General features: G+C 67.6%; 15 protein-coding genes. 7 read left to right on the plus strand and 8 right to left on the minus strand.

From position 1 onward, the window contains the following. Positions 1–136: 136 nt before the first annotated feature. Genes K8P63_RS02600 through K8P63_RS02610 form a run of 3 tightly spaced genes read right to left on the minus strand, consistent with a single transcriptional unit; the run spans position 137 to position 2686 of the window. On the minus strand, positions 137–919 hold the full coding sequence (locus tag K8P63_RS02600; RefSeq protein WP_223798326.1) for a 3-hydroxybutyrate dehydrogenase: 783 nt from the start codon (positions 917–919) through the stop codon (positions 137–139). Further along, entirely contained in the window at positions 916–2127 is a 1212-nt protein-coding gene (locus K8P63_RS02605) for a DUF3734 domain-containing protein (protein WP_223798327.1), read from the minus strand. Before K8P63_RS02605 ends, K8P63_RS02600 begins: the two co-directional genes overlap by 4 nt. Beyond that, positions 2120–2686 carry a carboxymuconolactone decarboxylase family protein gene (locus K8P63_RS02610; protein ID WP_223798328.1) on the minus strand — a complete coding sequence of 189 codons (567 nt, stop codon included), beginning with the start codon at positions 2684–2686 and terminating at the stop codon, positions 2120–2122. Before K8P63_RS02610 ends, K8P63_RS02605 begins: the two co-directional genes overlap by 8 nt. A gap of 151 nt (positions 2687–2837) precedes the next feature. Between K8P63_RS02610 and K8P63_RS02615 the strand changes: the two genes are divergently transcribed. From K8P63_RS02615 to K8P63_RS02625, 3 genes are read left to right on the plus strand one after another with little or no spacing between them, the layout of a single operon-like run. Next, entirely contained in the window at positions 2838–3575 is a 738-nt protein-coding gene (locus K8P63_RS02615; protein ID WP_223798329.1) for a dienelactone hydrolase family protein, read from the plus strand. A gap of 39 nt (positions 3576–3614) precedes the next feature. Further along, positions 3615–5294, plus strand: coding sequence for a DEAD/DEAH box helicase (locus K8P63_RS02620; RefSeq protein ID WP_223798330.1), 1680 nt, complete (start codon positions 3615–3617; stop codon positions 5292–5294). Continuing rightward, on the plus strand, positions 5291–5746 hold the full coding sequence (locus K8P63_RS02625; protein WP_223798331.1) for a YaiI/YqxD family protein: 456 nt from the start codon (positions 5291–5293) through the stop codon (positions 5744–5746). The genes K8P63_RS02620 and K8P63_RS02625 overlap by 4 nt, the downstream gene beginning before the upstream one ends. A 43-nt stretch (positions 5747–5789) precedes the next feature. On the opposite strand, the gene K8P63_RS02630 is transcribed toward K8P63_RS02625, so the two are convergent. Next, the gene (locus K8P63_RS02630) at positions 5790–6524 is read right to left on the minus strand and encodes a PEPxxWA-CTERM sorting domain-containing protein (protein ID WP_223798332.1); all 735 of its coding nucleotides are present in this window, start codon (positions 6522–6524) and stop codon (positions 5790–5792) included. 184 nt (positions 6525–6708) lie between these two features. Between K8P63_RS02630 and K8P63_RS02635 the strand changes: the two genes are divergently transcribed. Beyond that, a complete protein-coding gene (locus tag K8P63_RS02635) occupies positions 6709–8571 on the plus strand; it encodes an ABC-F family ATP-binding cassette domain-containing protein (protein ID WP_223798333.1) in 1863 nt (620 codons plus the stop codon). Between the two features lie 381 nt (positions 8572–8952). Continuing rightward, on the plus strand, positions 8953–9633 hold the full coding sequence (locus K8P63_RS02640) for a PEPxxWA-CTERM sorting domain-containing protein (RefSeq protein ID WP_223798334.1): 681 nt from the start codon (positions 8953–8955) through the stop codon (positions 9631–9633). Between the two features lie 15 nt (positions 9634–9648). Here K8P63_RS02640 and K8P63_RS02645 read toward each other — a convergent pair whose 3' ends face one another. Continuing rightward, complete coding sequence (locus tag K8P63_RS02645) at positions 9649–11928, minus strand: ATP-dependent helicase (RefSeq protein ID WP_223798335.1); 2280 nt, start codon at positions 11926–11928, stop codon at positions 9649–9651. Positions 11929–12090: 162 nt separating this feature from the next. On the opposite strand from K8P63_RS02645, the gene K8P63_RS02650 reads away from it, so the two are divergent. After that, complete coding sequence (locus K8P63_RS02650) at positions 12091–12402, plus strand: hypothetical protein (RefSeq protein WP_223798336.1); 312 nt, start codon at positions 12091–12093, stop codon at positions 12400–12402. Between the two features lie 84 nt (positions 12403–12486). Further along, a complete protein-coding gene (locus K8P63_RS02655) occupies positions 12487–13761 on the plus strand; it encodes an MFS transporter (RefSeq protein WP_223798337.1) in 1275 nt (424 codons plus the stop codon). Positions 13762–13865: 104 nt separating this feature from the next. Here K8P63_RS02655 and rsmD read toward each other — a convergent pair whose 3' ends face one another. Genes rsmD through K8P63_RS02670 form a run of 3 tightly spaced genes read right to left on the minus strand, consistent with a single transcriptional unit; the run spans position 13866 to position 16374 of the window. Beyond that, positions 13866–14402 carry a 16S rRNA (guanine(966)-N(2))-methyltransferase RsmD gene (gene rsmD, locus K8P63_RS02660; RefSeq protein ID WP_223798338.1) on the minus strand — a complete coding sequence of 179 codons (537 nt, stop codon included), beginning with the start codon at positions 14400–14402 and terminating at the stop codon, positions 13866–13868. Beyond that, the gene (locus K8P63_RS02665; protein WP_223798339.1) at positions 14402–15130 is read right to left on the minus strand and encodes a pseudouridine synthase; all 729 of its coding nucleotides are present in this window, start codon (positions 15128–15130) and stop codon (positions 14402–14404) included. The genes rsmD and K8P63_RS02665 overlap by 1 nt, the downstream gene beginning before the upstream one ends. Continuing rightward, positions 15127–16374: a dicarboxylate/amino acid:cation symporter gene (locus K8P63_RS02670; RefSeq protein ID WP_223798340.1), complete on the minus strand. Its 1248-nt coding sequence runs from the start codon at positions 16372–16374 to the stop codon at positions 15127–15129. The genes K8P63_RS02665 and K8P63_RS02670 overlap by 4 nt, the downstream gene beginning before the upstream one ends. Positions 16375–16435 lie beyond the last annotated feature (61 nt).

The following is a 16435-nucleotide window of genomic DNA, read 5'->3' on the forward strand; positions in this document are numbered from 1 at the left end:
CCTCGTCTCGAAGCAGATGTCCTTCGAGACGGCACTTCGACAGGCTCAGCGCCTCCTCAGGACGAACGGTGGTTCACGCTTGCCCTGACGTGCGCCTGCATCGCGAGATGATATGCCGATCAGTTGCCCGCCGCCGTCACTGCATGAACCAGCCGTGGCTCACCACGATCGACTGGCCGGTGAGCGCGTTGGTGGGGAAGCCGGCGAGGAACACGGCCGTCTGCGCCACGTCGTCGACGGTGGTGAATTCGCCGTCGACCGTGTCGGCCAGCATCACCTTGTGGATCACGTCGTCCTCGCTGATGCCGAGCTCCTTGGCCTGCTCGGGGATCTGCTTGTCGACCAGCGGTGTGCGCACGAAGCCGGGGCAGATCACGTTGGAGCGCACGCCATGCTCTGCGCCCTCCTTCGCGACCACCTTGGCGAGCCCGATCAGGCCGTGCTTGGCGGTGACGTAGGGCGCCTTCAGCTTCGACGCCTCCTTCGAATGGACCGAGCCCATATAGATCACGCTGCCGCCGCGACCCTGCGCATACATATGCTTGAGGCACGCCTTGGTCGTCAGGAAGGCGCCGTCGAGGTGGATCGCGAGCAATTTCTTCCAGTCGGCGAAAGCGAAGTCCTGGATCGGTGCGACGATCTGGATTCCGGCGTTGGAGACGAGCACGTCGATGCCGCCGAATTTGGCCGCGACCGCCTCGATCCCGGCATTGACCTGATCCTCGTTGGTCACGTCCATCGCCACGCCCATCGCGCGCGCGCCGCTGGGATCGAACTCGGCGGCGGTGGCATTGGCGGCGTCGATGTTGAGATCGGCGATCGCCACCTTCGCACCGGCGGCGAGGAACTGCTTGGCGATATCCTTGCCGATGCCGCTGGCAGCGCCGGTGACGACCGCGACCTTGTCGGTGAGGCTCATGCGCGTTCCTTCTGTGACTTGGCGGGAGCCTTGGGCTCGTGCCGCGGGTGGACGAAATCGTAGACAGCGACGCCCGATGGCTCGGTCGGCTTGGTCAACACCTCGGGATGGGCGAGCGTCGTGCGCGCATTCTCATAGCCGGTGCGCCAATGGTCGAGCATCGTCTGCCGCGAGAATTCATAGTCCTTCGACTGGCCCTCGTAAGTCGGCGATTTGTAGACGAGCTGGACGATGTTGTAGACCGCCGGATCGGATGCAGCCTCGAGCAGGATCGCCTCGGGGGTGGCTTTCAGCGCGTCGGGAAGCTGCTGGTACAGGCTATTGAACGCGGCGCGCAATTTCTGCCGTGAGCGGAACTCGTCGGTGGCGGCACGGGTGCGGCTGGAAAACTGGACCTCCTTCATGCGCACGCCGACGGTCGACAGGTCGGTCGGCAACGGTCCGTCGGCGCTCCACAGATCGACCTGGAAGACAAGCGTGTCGAGATCCGACGGCGCCGACAGCACCCAGTCGAGCGGCGTGTTCGAGACCATGCCGCCGTCCCAATAATGCTCGCCGTCAATCTCCACCGCGGCGAAGCCCGGCGGCAGCGCGCCCGATGCCATCACATGCTCGGGCCGGATCGTGTCGACCGCATTGTCGAAATACGCGAAGTTGCCGGTGCGGACGTTCACCGCGCCGATGCTGAAGCGCAGTTCGCGCGCATTGATCCGATCGAAATCGACGAGCGTCTCCAGCGTGCCGCGCAGCGCCGACGTGTCGTACCAGCTCGTCGCCGCGGTCGCGCCGTTCGGCTGGAGCGGCGGCGGCGGGAAGCGCGGGCTGAAGAAGCCGGGCACGCCGGCCACCAGCACGCTGCCGGCAGCGAACTGGTTGAGCGTGCTGCGAAATTCGTTGTGGTCGGCAAGGAAAGGCAGCCAGCTCGCCCAGCCGACCGACCCGGCCGACACCCCTTCCCAGAAGCTGCGCAGCTTGGCGACGCGATCCGCCGGTGCGTTGCCAGCGATGATCGCGCTGTTGATTGCGCCGATCGAGATGCCGGCGATCCAGGTCGGCTCGATCCCGTGCTCGGCCATCGCCTCGTAGACGCCCGCCTGATAGGCGCCGAGCGCACCGCCGCCCTGCAGCAGCAGCGCGATGCTCTCGAACGGCGTCGCCGTCGCCTGCGGGGCGGCGGCGGGCGCCTGCGCGCGCGGCGTCTTACTCACGCTCCGGCACCGGCACGTTGAAGCCGTTGAGCGTGGTCGAGACGAGCGCGTAGAGCCCGACAAGATAGATCAGCTCGTTGGTGCCGTGCTGGCCGAACGTCTCGACTGCAAGGCGATAGATCGGCTCGGGCAGGATACCGCCGCGCGCCAAAGCGAAGGAGAAATCGTAGGCGATGCTCTCCTCGGGCGAGAAATCGACCGGGTTCACGTCGGCCACCAAGGTCGCCAGCCGTTGCTGCGTCATGCCCTCGCGCTCGGCCACCGCGATGTGCGCATAGATTTCGTAGGCGGCGTCAAACCGTGCGCCGACCACCAGAATCGCGATCTGGCGGATGTTGTCGGGCAGCGTCGCCTCGGCAGTCATCGCCATGGTCAGATCCCAGATCGCCTTGCCGATGCGCGGCTCGTGCAGCCACGGATTCCACGGCCCCATCAGCGCGCCGTCGTCGTTTTCGACCTTGAAGTCATTGAAGTTGCTGGCGATGCCCTTGCGCATATCGTCATAGAGCGGCTTCTGGTCGGCAGAGAGCTCGGCGGGTGGGATCAGCGGCAGGCGCATGTTGGTCCTCCTTCACGAACGAGTCGAACGGCAGGCTACATCCCCCGTGTGACAGCTTGGTTCGCGGCTGCAACATGTTTACAGGACGGCGGGTTTAGAGCCGCGCCCGCCCGTTGCGGCGATCGACCAACCAGCATGAAGGAGTGCCCACATGGGCCAGGAAAACGTCACCGTCACCACCTCCGACGGCGAGATGCCGACGCACGTCTTCACCCCGACGGGCGACGGGCCGTGGCCTGCGGCGATCATCTATATGGACGCGCTGGCGATCCGTCCGGCTCTGCTTGGAATGGCGCAGAAGCTGGCGGACGAGGGTTATCTCGTGCTGCTGCCCGATCTCTTCTACCGTCACGGCCCGTATCCGCCGTTCGATCCCAAGGCGGTGTTCGCAGGCGATTTCCGCGAACTCATCGGTCCCTTCATGGCGACGACCGGCAACGCGAAGGCCGCCGAAGACACGCGCGCTTTGCTTGGCTGGCTGGAGAGCCGCACCGACGTTGCCGGCGAGAAGATCGGCGTGCTCGGCTTCTGCATGGGCGGGCGGATGGCGCTTTACGTTGCGGGCATCTTTTCCGATCGCGTCGCGGCGGCGGTGAGCCTCCACGGCGGCAACCTTGCGAACGACGCGCCCGACAGCCCGCATCTGCTGGCGCCGAAGATCGAGGCCGAGCTCTATGTCGGTGCTGCCGACGAGGATCATGCCTATTCGCCGGAGATGGCCGAGAAGCTCGAGGCGGCGCTGACCGACGCGGGCGTCAGCTACGTCCACGAATGGTATAAGGGATCGCATCACGGCTGGACGATGCCCGATTTCCCGGTCTACGATCCGCCCGCAGCCGAGCGATCGTGGGCGGCGACATTCGATCTGTTCGACCGCATCCTGAAATAGTTCTGGCGTAATGGGCCCGCCGGTCCCATCTGGCGGGCTATGCCTTTCAGTCGATTACCCACGCCTCTCGCCGAGGCGTTGACCGAACGCGGCTATGCCGCGCCCACCGCCGTCCAGGCCGCCGTCATCGAGCCGGCAGCGGAGGGTCGTGACATGATCGTCTCCGCCCAGACCGGATCGGGCAAGACCGTCGCGTTCGGGCTGGCCATGGCCGCCGACCTGATGCGCGACGGCGCGCTGCCCGCGCCCGGCCTGCCGCAGGTGCTGGTGATCGCGCCGACCCGCGAGCTGGCGCTGCAGGTCGCACGCGAGCTCGAGTGGCTCTACGCCAAGGTCGGTGCGCGCATCACGTCGTGCGTCGGCGGCATGGATCCCAGCCGCGAGCGCCGCACGCTCAGCCACGGCACGCACATCGTCGTCGGCACGCCGGGTCGTTTGCGCGACCATCTGGAGCGCGGTGCGCTCGTCCTGTCGTCGCTGCGCGTCGCCGTGCTCGACGAAGCGGACGAGATGCTCGACATGGGCTTCCGCGAGGATCTGGAGCAGATCCTCGACGCGACGCCGTCCGCGCGGCGGACCCTGCTGTTCTCCGCGACGATGCCCAAGCCGATCGTCGCCTTGGCCAAGCGCTATCAGCGCGACGCGCTGGCCATCTCGACCATCGGCGCCGAGCGTGGCCATGGCGACATTTCCTATCAGGCGGTGACAGTCGCGCCGTCGGATATCGAGAATGCCTGCGTCAACCTGCTGCGCTTCTACGAGCCGGATACCGCGATTCTGTTCTGCGCGACGCGCGAGGCGGTCAACCGCCTGCATGCAAGCCTCGTCGAGCGCGGTTTTGCCGCGGTGGCGCTGTCGGGCGAGCATTCGCAGTCCGAGCGCAACCATGCGCTGCAGGCGTTGCGCGACCGCCGGGCGCGCGTCTGCGTCGCGACCGACGTGGCGGCGCGCGGCATCGATCTGCCGTCGCTGAGCCTGGTGATCCACGCCGAGCTGCCGCGCGATGCGGAGGCATTGCAGCACCGTTCGGGCCGCACCGGGCGCGCGGGCAAGAAGGGCACCGCCGTGCTGATTGTCCCCTATCCGCGCCGTCGCCGGACCGAGGGCATGCTGCGCGACGCGCGCATCCAGGCCGAGTGGCGCGGCGTGCCGACCCCAGCCGAGGTGCAGGACGCGGATCGCGAGCGGTTGATTGTCACGCTCTCCCAGCCGCAGGAGCTGGACGACGAGGATCGCGCGCTGGGCGCCCGCCTCCTCGCCGAGCGCAGCCCGGAAGAGGTGGCGGCGATGCTGGTGCGCGCGCACCGTGCGCGCCTGCCCGCCGCCGAGGAGCTGCTGGAGGGCGGGCCGTCCTCGGTTCGCCAGCGCGACGAGGGGCCGCGTGCCGGCTTCGAAGATACGGTCTGGTTCCGCATGAATGTCGGCCGTCGCCACAATGCCGATCCGCGCTGGCTGTTGCCGTTGCTGTGCCGCCGCGGCCACATCACCAAGCAGGATATCGGCGCGATCCGCATCGCCAATGACGAGACGGCGTTCGAGATTCCGCGCGCGGTTGCGGGCAAGTTCGCCGCCGCGTTGAAGCGCACCGCCGCGAGCGACCAGGAAAGCGAGCTGATGATCGTGCCGATGGCCGGCCCGCCCGAGCGTGGTGGCGGTCCGCCGCCGCGCGCGCGCCTGACGCCCCGCCCGACCAACCGGGGTCCGCGCGGCCGGCGATGATCCCGCGCATCCTGGTCGATGCCGACGCCTGCCCGGTCAAGGACGAGATCTACAAGGTCGCGTGGCGGCGCGAGGCGGCGGTCACGATCGTCAGCAACAGCCATTTGCGCGTCCCCCAGCATCCGCTGGTGAGCCGCGTGGTGGTGAGCGACGGCTTCGACGCCGCCGACGACTGGATCGCGGCCGAGGCCGGCCGCGACGCGGTGGTGGTCACCGCGGATATATTGCTCGCCGATCGTTGCCTGAAGGCAGGGGCGACCGTGCTTGCGCCGACCGGCAGGCCCTTCACCACCGCGTCGATCGGCAGCGCGATCGCCACCCGCGCGATCATGGCGGATCTGCGCGCCGGCGGCGACCAGCTCGGCGGGCCTGCGCCGTTCGCAAAATCGGATCGCTCGCGCTTCCTGTCCGCGCTGGACGAGGCGCTGGGGCGGATCCTGCGGACGGCCTGATGGCGTCGCCGGAGCTGACGCCGACGACGCCGATCGCTCGCCGTCAAGCGGTGACACGCGCCGCGTGCGTGCGCCGCCGCATCGCACCGCCGACTAGGCCGAACCCGCCGACCATCAGCGCCCAGCTCGCCGGTTCCGGTACGGCGGCGGGCGTCGCCTCGCCGGGCGTGATCGGGGTATCGTAGATGCGGATATAATCGACGAACCCGCTGGACGCCTCTCCGCTCGCGGTCGCCGTATCGTCGATGAAGAAGTTGAGCGCGGCGGTGATCGCCGTCTCCGACCGGTTGGTCGGATCGGAGATGCCGAACAGCTGCACGCCGTCGATATAGCCGGCCACCGTACCGTCCGACGCATGGGAGAGCGTCAGCCTCACCGGCACGCCGGCGGTGAAGACGGGATCGGTCGAGTCGCCGAACGGATAGATGCTGAAATGGGCGTTGTGGCTGTAGAAGCCGCTGTCGCTGGCGAGATTGCTGAAGTCGACCAGCTTGATGTAGCCATTGCCGCGCGGGCCGTTCAGCGCATCCAGCGTGAAGGTCATGTCGATCGTGTAGCTGGTCGTGGGCGCGAGGCCTGTGATCGTCGGCCCCTGATTGATCCCGAATGTGATGCCGGTGCTGCCGAGCGAGCCGGTGCCGGCATTGTTGGCGAGCGTGACGGCGGTGCCGGCGCTGTTGTCGAGCGAACCGTTCAACTCGAAGTCGGCGATCAGCGTGGCATGAGCCGCAGACGCGAGCGAGAGCGCGGCGACGACGAATACAGGCAAGATACGCATCACAATCCCCTTGATCCTTAATGGATCTTCACGATGCGTCCGCGATATCCCGCGACCGGAAAACCCTCCGATTGAAGGGGTGCGCTCAAAAAAACGGCGCGCCGAAACGCGTCGGCGATCGCGGTTTCGCGACCGGCGCGCGTCCAACTTCCGCAACTTCGCTGCGTCTGCTAAGGCGCGCGCCATGCTCAATCTGAACGGTATCACCGTGCGGCTCGGCGGCCGCACGATCCTCGACGGCGCGACCGCCGCGCTCCCCCCGCGGGCCCGCGTTGGCCTGATCGGCCGCAACGGCGCCGGCAAGTCGACGCTGATGAAGGTCATGATGGGGATGCTGGATCCCGATGGCGGCGCGGTCGAGATGCCGCGCGGCACGCGCATCGGCTATATCGCGCAGGAAGCCCCGCACGGCACCTCCACCCCGATCGACACCGTGCTCGCCGCCGATACCGAGCGCGCGACCCTGCTCGCCGAATCCGAGACGTGCGAGGATCCCGACCGGCTCGGCGACGTCTATGAGCGGCTGATCGCGATCGACGCCTACACCGCCCCGTCGCGTGCCGCGGGCATCCTCGTCGGGCTGGGCTTCGACGAGGAGATGCAGAACCGCCCGCTCGACAGCTTCTCGGGCGGCTGGAAGATGCGCGTGGCGCTCGCCGCTTTGCTGTTCTCGCAGCCCGATCTGCTGCTGCTCGACGAGCCGTCGAACCACCTCGATCTGGAGGCGACGCTGTGGCTCGAGAATTTCCTCAAGAGCTATCCGGCGATGATGGTCGTCATCAGCCACGAGCGCGACCTGCTCAACAACGTCGTCGACTGCATCCTGCACCTGCAGGGCGGCAAGGTGATGCTGTACCAGGGCGGCTATGACGCGTTCGAGCGCCAGCGCGCCGAACGCGCCGCGCAGGCCGCCGCCGCCAAGGCCAATCAGGAGACGCAGCGCGCCAAGCTGCAGGATTATATCGCGCGCAACTCGGCCCGCGCCTCGACCGCCAAGCAGGCCCAGTCGCGCCAGAAGATGCTGGCGAAGATGCAGCCGATCGCCGAACTGGTCGACGATCCCTCGCTCTCGTTCGACTTCCCCGATCCCGAGGAATTGCGGCCGCCGCTCATCACGCTGGATCTGGCCAGCGTCGGCTATGGCGCGACGCCGATCCTCGAGCGGCTCAACCTGCGCATCGATCCCGACGACCGGCTGGCTTTGCTCGGCCGCAACGGCAACGGCAAGACGACGCTCGCCCGCCTGCTCGCGGCGCAGCTGACGCCGATGGACGGCGCGATGAACGCGTCGGGCAAGATGAAGGTCGGCTATTTCACCCAATATCAGGTGGAGGAGCTCGACGGCGACGATACGCCGCTGGCGCACATGACGCGCGTGATGCCGGGCAAGTCGCCCGCGGCGGTGCGCGCGCAGCTCGGCCGCTTCGGTTTCTCGGGCGATCGCGCGACGGGCAAGGTCGGCAAGATGTCGGGCGGCGAGAAAGCGCGGCTCGCGCTGGCGCTCATCACCCGCGACGCGCCGCATCTGCTGATCCTCGACGAGCCGACCAACCACCTCGACGTCGATGCGCGCGAGGCGTTGGTGCAGGCGCTCAACGGCTATTCGGGCGCGGTCATCCTCGTCAGCCACGATCGCCACATGGTCGAGCTGACCGCCGACCGGCTGGTGCTGGTCGATGCCGGCCGCGCCAACGAATTCGACGGCAGCCTGGAGGATTATACCGCCTTCATCCTCTCCAAGGAGGGAGGCGGCAAGGGCGCGGGCAAGGGCAAGGCGAAGGACAAGCGCGCCGCCGCCGAGGCGCGCGAGAAGCAGCAGGCGCTGCGCAAGGCGGTGTCGGAGGCGGAGAAGGAACTGGCGCAGCTGGGCGAGCAACGCGCGAAGATCGAGCGCGCGATGTTCGACCCCAAGGGCGCCGACGCCGCGCTCACCCGCTTGTCGATGAGCGACCTGATGAAGCGCCGTGCCGACCTCAACACCGCCTACGATGCGGCCGAGGCGCGCTGGATGGAGGCGAGCGAGGCGCTGGACAGCGTTTCGGCCTGAGCTCGACCGCCGCCCGCAACGGCGCGATTCGCGCGTCCAAGCGTCGCAGAAGGTGACAAAGGTGACGCTACGTCAGCGGTCGGTCCCCCTTCCGCGATGCGGCCGCCTTGGCCATGCGGGCTGATCGACACTGAGAAAGAGCAGCGGCGGGATAGCTTTTCACGCGCGTATTGTACTTGATATGTTCCAACCCGTCAAGCCGGCCGATCGTCCGGCGGGGCCGATCCGGCCGCGAACGGCGAGGGTCTTCCTGACGCGGAGCTGCACCTCGATTTGCGGCGCGCAGGCACGATTGAGATCGAGCCGAAACGATTCTCCCTTCTCTGCCAGCGTGTGAATTGATAACATAGGTTAAGAGAATCGAGTGGAGGCATAAGGGTGATGACGGTCGCAACGGTGCGTTTTGTAAACAAGGTCGCGCTCGTTGCCGGGCTTGCCTTGCCGATCGCGCTGCAGTCGCCGGCGACTGCAACGGTGGTCACGTCGCTAAATGGCGCGACGGCGGTCGACATTCCGGCGGCGCTCAACGATGACGATGCGTCGACCAAGGGGCCGATCATATTCGGTCCGGGTATGACCTACACGTCCACGAGCGGCAATTCGCTGTTCGGCTATACCGACAGCTACGGCTTCACGCCCGACATCCTGTGGAGCGGGACGCCGATGATCGGACTGAATGCAGGCAGGGGGACGGTGACGCTGAGCTTCGCGACGCCGCTGTCGGGCTTCCTCGCGGAAATCGATTCGACCCAATATGCCTCTACTTCCGATGCGATCATCACCGCTTACGATCTTGCGGGTGACGTGCTGGACAGCATCCTGTTCGAACATAACGGCTATCAGGTCGAACCCGGCTATATGGGCTTCAGCTACGCCACGGCCGAGATCAGTCGGATCACCTTCGCCAACGAATATATCGGCCTGCGCAATATCTCGATTCTCTCGGCCGATCAGATCGGCCCGGTGCCCGAGGCGACGACCTGGGGCATGATGATCGTAGGGTTCGGCATGGCCGGCACGGCGCTCCGCCGTGCGCGCCGCGTCCGCCCCCAAGCGGCGTGAGGCCGGTTTCTATTCTCAGCCAAGCGTGACGAAGCTGTCGAGCACGCGCTTGCGCCCGGCATGCTCGAACTCGACCTCGAGCTTGTTGCCCTCGATTTCGGCGATCGTGCCGTAGCCGAACTTGGCGTGGAACACGCGCTGGCCGAGGCCGATGTCGGCGCGCGGCTTGGCGGCGAAGCTGGCGGCGGACGCCTTCGCCTCGGCCAGCCGCATCGGGCTCATGTCGAGCGGCTTCTGCGCCGCGCGCTGCCAGCCGGGGCCGCGATGCTCGGCGCGCGACGGCGCCTCGCGATGGACGTGGGCGAACGGGTCGCCCTGCTCGCTCCATTGCGCGCGCCACAGGCTCTCGCCGCCGGACATGGTGGTCTCGCTCTCGATATGCTCTGCCGGCAGCTCGCCGACGAAGCGTGAAGGAATGGAGCTCGTCCACTGGCCATAGATGCGGCGATTGGCGGCGTGGAGGATGTGCGCCCGCCGCCGCGCCCGTGTGATCGCGACGTAGGCGAGGCGGCGCTCCTCCTCGAGGCTGGCGGTGCCGCCTTCGTCAACCGCACGCTGCGACGGGAAGACGCCTTCCTCCCAGCCGACGAGGAAGACCGTGTCGAACTCCAGCCCCTTGGCGGCGTGGATCGTCATGATCGTCACCTTGGCGTCGTCCGCGGTCGCGTCATTGTCCATGACGAGGCTGACATGCTCGAGAAAGGCGCCGAGCGTTTCATAATCCTCCATCGCGCGGGCGAGCTCGGTGAGGTTTTCGAGCCGGCCGCTCGCCTCGGTCGAGCGCTCGGCCTGGAGCATCGCGGTATAGCCGCTCTCGTCCAGCATCAGCCGCGCAAGCTCGGCATGCGGCAGCTCGGACAATTTCGTCCGCCAGCGCGCGATATCGCCGATCAGGTTGCCGAGCGCGCGGCGCGCCTGCGGCGTCAGTTCGTCGGTGTCGAGGATGCGCGCGGCGGCGGTCGTCAGCGGCAGGTCGCCCGCGCGTGCGAGCTGGTGGATCTTCTGCACCGCCTTGTCGCCGAGGCCGCGCTTGGGGACGTTGACGATGCGCTCGAACGCGAGGTCGTCGCTCGGCTGGGCGATGACGCGCAGGTAAGCGAGCGCGTCGCGAATCTCGGCGCGCTCGTAGAAGCGGAAGCCGCCGACGATTCGGTACGGCATGCCGATCGCGATGAAGCGGTCCTCGAACTCGCGCGTCTGGAACTGGGCGCGGACGAGGATCGCGATCTTGTCGAGCGTGGTGCCGCCGCGCTGCGCGCTCTCAATCTCCTCGCCGACGCGGCGCGCCTCCTCCGGCCCGTCCCACACACCGACGACGCGCACCTTCTCGCCCGCATCGAGCTCGGTCCACAGGGTCTTGCCGAGGCGGCCGCCATTATGATCGATCACGCCCGATGCCGCGCCGAGGATGTGCGGGGTCGATCGGTAATTCTGCTCCAGTCGGATCACCGTCGCGCCGGGAAAGTCGCGTTCGAAGCGCAGGATGTTGGCGACCTCGGCGCCGCGCCACGAATAGATCGACTGGTCGTCGTCGCCGACGCAGGCGATGTTCTTGCGCTCCTGCGCCAGCAGCCGCAGCCATAGATATTGGCTGGCGTTGGTGTCCTGATATTCGTCCACCATGATGTAGCGGAAGCGCTGCTGGTAGGATTGCAGCACGTCGCGATGCGTCTTCAGAATGACGAGCATGTGCAGCAGCAGGTCGCCGAAATCGCAGGCGTTCACCGCCTTCAGCCGCGCCTGATAGGCGGCGTACAATTCCTGGCCGCGCCCGTTGGCGAAGGCCTCGCTCTCGGCGGCGTCGATCTCGGCAGGCGTCCAGCCGCGATTCTTCCAGCGGTCGATCAGGCCCGCCAGCGCGCGCGCGGTCCAGCGTTTCTCGTCGAGATCGGCCGCCTGGATGAGCTGCTTGAGCAGGCGCAACTGGTCGTCGGTGTCGAGGATCGTGAAGTTGGATTGCAGCCCCACCAGTTCGGCATGCCGACGCAGCATCTTGGCCGCGATCGAATGGAAGGTGCCGAGCCACGGCATCCCCTCGACCGCATCGCCCATCATTCGGCCGACGCGCTCGCGCATCTCGCGCGCGGCCTTGTTTGTGAAGGTGACCGCGAGGATCTCGCTCGGCCAGGCGCGGCGCGTGGCGATCAGGTGGGCGAGGCGCGCGGTGAGCGCCGCCGTCTTGCCCGTGCCCGCGCCCGCCAGCACCAACACCGGCCCCTCGGTGGTCAGCACCGCCTCGCGCTGCGGCGGGTTGAGGCCGCGCAGGTAAGCGGGCTCGTTGGTGGTCGCGGGCATCTGGGTCACCCCGAACAGGTAGGGAACGCATGCCCGCCGGGCAACCGTTCGATACGGGATACCGCGCCGCCGGAGCCATTTGGCGGACGCAACCAGAAGCGCCCTCGGGTGTTCGGTCGCTTCGACGGAGCCGTTACGGTTCTGGCAAAATGGAGGTTGTCAATGAAGAAGACATTTCTGATCGCCGCTGCCGCCGCTCTCACGCTGGGCACCGTTGCCGTCGCGCAGGACATGCCCGCGCAGACCCCGCCGGCGTCGACCAGCCCCGACATGCAGGCGGCCCCGGCCGCAGCGCCCGCCACGCCCGACGCCTCGGCCATGCCGGCACCGACGCCCGCGCCGGCCGACAGCAGCGCCGCGCCGGCCGCCGCGCCGACCGACACCAGCAGCTATCCGCCCTGCGGCAAGGGCATGACCGACAAGTGCGTCCAGAAGGGCGGCATGGGCCACAAGGCGTGGCACAAGAAGAAGTAAGCGCGCGCGGCGATTGACCGCCGCGCCCGATTGTTTCAACGCCACTCCCTCGCGCGCAATGTCCGTGCGCGAGGGAGTTTGCGCATGACCAAGACCGGACCGTCGACACGGCGCGTGCTGGCGGCGAGCCTGATCGGCACCGGCATCGAATTCTACGATTTCTACGTCTACACCACCGCCGCCGCATTGGTGTTCGGCGAGCTGTTCTTCCCGAAGACATCACCGCAGGCCCAGCAATTGCTGTCGTTCGCCACGATTGGCGTGGCGTTCGTCGCGCGGCCGCTCGGATCGATCTTCTTCGGCCATTTCGGTGACCGTGTCGGCCGCAAGTCGACGCTCGTCGCCTCCTTGCTCACGATGGGCCTGTCGACCACCCTGGTTGCGGTGCTGCCGACCTATGCCGACGCCGGCTGGGTGGCGGCATTGCTGCTGTGCGTGCTGCGCTTCGGCCAGGGCTTCGGCCTTGGCGGCGAGTGGGGCGGGGCGGCGTTGCTCGCGGTCGAACATGCGCCGCCGGGCAAGCGCGCGCGCTACGGCATGTTCCCGCAATTGGGCGCGCCTGCGGGCTTCATCGCCGCCAACGGCCTGTTCCTGATCCTCGGCGCGACGCTCACCAAGGCGCAGTTCCACGATTGGGGCTGGCGCGTGCCGTTCGCGCTGTCGGCCTTGCTGGTGGTGGTCGGCATGTGGATCCGGCTGCGGCTGGCCGAGACGCCCGAATTCGCCGCGTCGCTGCGGGAAGCGCCGCCGCCGGCGGTGCCACTGGGCGAGGTGGTGGCGCGCCATGCCGGGCCGCTGATCGGCGGCACGATCGCGACCATCGCCTGCTTCGCGCTCTATTACGTCGCGACCGCCTTCGCGCTCGGCTACGGCACCAAGACGCTCGGCTACGGGATGCAGCAATTCCTCGGCGTCCAGCTCGGCGCGATCCTGTTCATGGCGATCGGCATCTATGCCGCTGCGTGGCTGGCCGACATGCATTATGACGAGCGGCGCGTGCTGATGGCGGGCTGCATCGGTACGATCGTGTCGGGGCTGTTGATGGCGCCGCTGATGGGCTCAGGCTCGCTCGCGCTGGTTTTCCTGTTCCTCGCGCTTTCGCTCACGCTGATGGGCTTCGTCTACGGGCCGCTGGGTGCGTGGCTGCCCGGCCTGTTCCCGGCGCGCGTACGCTATACCGGCGCGTCGATGACCTTCAACGTGGCGGGCGTGCTCGGCGGCGGGCTGACGCCTTTGCTGTCGCAATGGCTGGCGACCAAGGGCGGGCTGACCTGGGTCGGGCTCTACACCAGCGCAGCGGCGGTGCTGAGCCTGGCGGCGCTGGCGTTGCTAAAATCAACGCCCCCCCGTTCGTCCTGAGGAGCCACTGAGCCTGTCGAAGTGGCGTCTCGAAGGGCAGATGCTTCGAGACGAGGCTTCGGCTTCGCTCAGCCTCTCCTCAGCACGAACGGTCAGGGAAGTTTTCAGTCCAGCCGCAGCAGGCTGAGCTTGGCCTTGCCGACCATGCGCGGTTCCTCCGCCGTCCAGCCGGCGGCCGAGACCGTCTCCTCGCGGCTCGTTTCCACGCTCGCCCACGCGCCGGGCGCGGCCCAGCCCAGGCGGGTTAGGCGCTCCAGCAGCGCGCCCGCGCCACCGCTGCCGTAGGGCGGATCGAACAGCAGCAGGTCGCACGGCCGCCGCGCGGGGCCGAGCGCCGCGACGCTGCCCGGGATCACGTCGGCCTCGGCGCCGAGCATCGCGATGTTGGCGCGCAAGGCGGTCACCGCATCCTTGTCCTGCTCCACGAACAGGGCACGCGCGGCGCCGCGCGACAGCGCCTCGAGCCCCAGCGCGCCGGTGCCGGCGAAGATGTCGGCGACGACGAGGCCGTCGAACGACCCGACCCGGCTCGCCAGCATCGAGAACAGGGCCTCGCGCGTGCGGTCCGCGGTCGGGCGCGTCGCGTCGCCCTTGGGCGCCTTCAGCACGCGCCCGCGCCACTGGCCGGATATGATCCGCATCAGCTCTTCAGGGTCTTGCGGAAGGCGACGAGGTCGTGCTGGCGGATCTCGTCCACCGCGCCGACGGGTAGATCGTCGAGCGGGAAGGGGCCGTAAGCGGTGCGGATCAGGCGGCTGACCTGCAGGCCGAGATATTCGAGCACGCGCCGCACCTCGCGATTCTTGCCCTCGGCCAGCCGCAGCTCGATCCACGTATTGGCGCCGGTGCGGCGTTCGAGGTTCGCGTCGATCTGGCCGTAGCGCACGCCGTCGATCTCGACCCCTTCGATCAGATCCTCGAGCTGCGCCTGGCTCACCTCGCCGAAGGCGCGCGCGCGATAGCTGCGCTCGACGCCGGTGCGCGGCAGTTCGAGCTGGCGCTTCAACTCGCCGTCGGTGGTGAGCAGCAACAGCCCCTCGGTATTGAGATCGAGACGGCCGACCGGGATGACGCGCGGCAGATCGGGCGGCAATTTGTCGTAGATGGTCGGGCGGCCCTTCGGATCGCGCTCCGTGGTCAGCAGGCCGGCGGGCTTGTGGAAGCGGAACAGCCGCGCCGGCGCGGGGGCGGCGACCGGCTTGCCGTCGACCGTAACGCCGTGGAGCGAGGTGACGATCGTCGCCGGCGTCTCCAGCGCCTTGCCGTCGATCGCGATGCGGCGCGCCTCGATCATCCGCTCGATCTCGCGGCGCGAGGCGATGCCGGCGCGCGCCAGCAATTTGGCGATGCGTTGCGGTTCGCGGCTCATGGTACGGGCTCCGGCTGGGGCGGCAGCAGCACGCCTTCCCACTTGGCGACGAGCGTCGCGGCGACGGCGTTGCCGATGACGTTGGTGGCGGAGCGGCCCATGTCGAGGAAATGATCGACCGCGAGAATCAGCAGCAATCCTGCCTCCGGAATGTGAAAGAAAGACAGGGTCGAGGCGATCACCACCAGGCTTGCCCGCGGCACGCCGGCCACGCCCTTGGACGTCACCATCAGCAGCAGCAGCATCGTGATCTGCTGCCCGATCGACAGGTGGATACCATAGGCTTCGGCGATGAAGATCGTCGCGAAGCTGCAATACATCATCGTGCCGTCGAGGTTGAACGAATAACCGAGCGGCAGGACGAAGCCCGCGATCCGCTCGGGCACGCCAAACTTCTCCAGTGCCTCCAGCGTGCGCGGAAAGGCGGCCTCGGACGAGGCGGTGGTGAAGGCGAGCAGGAACGGATCGCGGACATAGCCCCACAATTCGCGCGCGCGGCCGCCGGTGGCGAGCGTGGCGACGCCGAGCAGGAACAGCCACAGCACGATCAGCGCCATGTAGAAGCCGCCCATGAAGTAACCGAACGTGGCGAGGATGCCGATGCCCTGCTTGGCGATCGCGCCCGTCACCGCGGCGAACACCGCGATCGGCGCAAGCCGCATGACATAGCCGGTCACGGTCAGCATCAGCTGCGCCAGCGCCTCGACCCCGCGCACGATCGGCGCCGCGCGCGCACCGATCGCGGTGCAGGCGACGCCGACGAAGGCGGAGAAGACCACGATCTGCAGGATTTCATTGTCCGCCATCGCCTGGATCGGCGAGGCGGGCACGATGTGGATCACGAAATCGTGCAGGTTGAACGCCTTGCTCGAAATGCCGCTCGCGGCATCGACCGGCGGCAACGGCAGGGCGAGGCCGACGCCCGGCCGCAGCACGTTGACGAACACCAGGCCGAGGGTAAGCGACACCAGGCTTGCCGTGATGAACCAGCCGATCGTGCGCAGCCCGATCCGCCCGAGCGCCGAGCCTTCGCCCATGTGCGCGATGCCACCGACGAGGGTCGCGAACACCAGCGGCGCGATGATCATCTTGATGAGGCGCAGGAAAAGATCGGTCAGGATCGAAAGACCGTCGCTGATCGTTACGATGGCGTTGGCATCGGTAATGGTTTGGTTAATGGCGTAACCGACGATGATTCCTAGGATCATCGCAATCAGGATGAGGAATGTAAGTCGGCTGGCCACGCAGGTCTCTCTTGTTGGAGACGCGGGTGGTCGGGGCAAAGCGTCGGGCCGTCAAGCCCAC

The sequence above is a fragment of the Sphingomonas nostoxanthinifaciens genome, assembly GCF_019930585.1.
GTDB lineage: Bacteria > Pseudomonadota > Alphaproteobacteria > Sphingomonadales > Sphingomonadaceae > Sphingomonas_I > Sphingomonas_I nostoxanthinifaciens.

Bases quoted from the DNA above. Each gene is read 5' to 3' on its own strand.
- K8P63_RS02650 (WP_223798336.1), top strand. From the start codon at position 12,091: ATGAAGAAGACATTTCTGATCGCCGCTGCCGCCGCTCTCACGCTGGGC.
- K8P63_RS02655 (WP_223798337.1), top strand. From the start codon at position 12,487: ATGACCAAGACCGGACCGTCGACACGGCGCGTGCTGGCGGCGAGCCTG.
- K8P63_RS02610 (WP_223798328.1), bottom strand. From the start codon at position 2,686: ATGCGCCTGCCGCTGATCCCACCCGCCGAGCTCTCTGCCGACCAGAAG.
- K8P63_RS02640 (WP_223798334.1), top strand. From the start codon at position 8,953: ATGACGGTCGCAACGGTGCGTTTTGTAAACAAGGTCGCGCTCGTTGCC.
- rsmD (WP_223798338.1), bottom strand. From the start codon at position 14,402: ATGCGGATCATATCCGGCCAGTGGCGCGGGCGCGTGCTGAAGGCGCCC.
- K8P63_RS02630 (WP_223798332.1), bottom strand. From the start codon at position 6,524: ATGCGTATCTTGCCTGTATTCGTCGTCGCCGCGCTCTCGCTCGCGTCT.
- K8P63_RS02615 (WP_223798329.1), top strand. From the start codon at position 2,838: ATGGGCCAGGAAAACGTCACCGTCACCACCTCCGACGGCGAGATGCCG.
- K8P63_RS02635 (WP_223798333.1), top strand. From the start codon at position 6,709: ATGCTCAATCTGAACGGTATCACCGTGCGGCTCGGCGGCCGCACGATC.
- K8P63_RS02645 (WP_223798335.1), bottom strand. From the start codon at position 11,928: ATGCCCGCGACCACCAACGAGCCCGCTTACCTGCGCGGCCTCAACCCG.
- K8P63_RS02665 (WP_223798339.1), bottom strand. From the start codon at position 15,130: ATGAGCCGCGAACCGCAACGCATCGCCAAATTGCTGGCGCGCGCCGGC.
- K8P63_RS02600 (WP_223798326.1), bottom strand. From the start codon at position 919: ATGAGCCTCACCGACAAGGTCGCGGTCGTCACCGGCGCTGCCAGCGGC.
- K8P63_RS02620 (WP_223798330.1), top strand. From the start codon at position 3,615: ATGCCTTTCAGTCGATTACCCACGCCTCTCGCCGAGGCGTTGACCGAA.
- K8P63_RS02625 (WP_223798331.1), top strand. From the start codon at position 5,291: ATGATCCCGCGCATCCTGGTCGATGCCGACGCCTGCCCGGTCAAGGAC.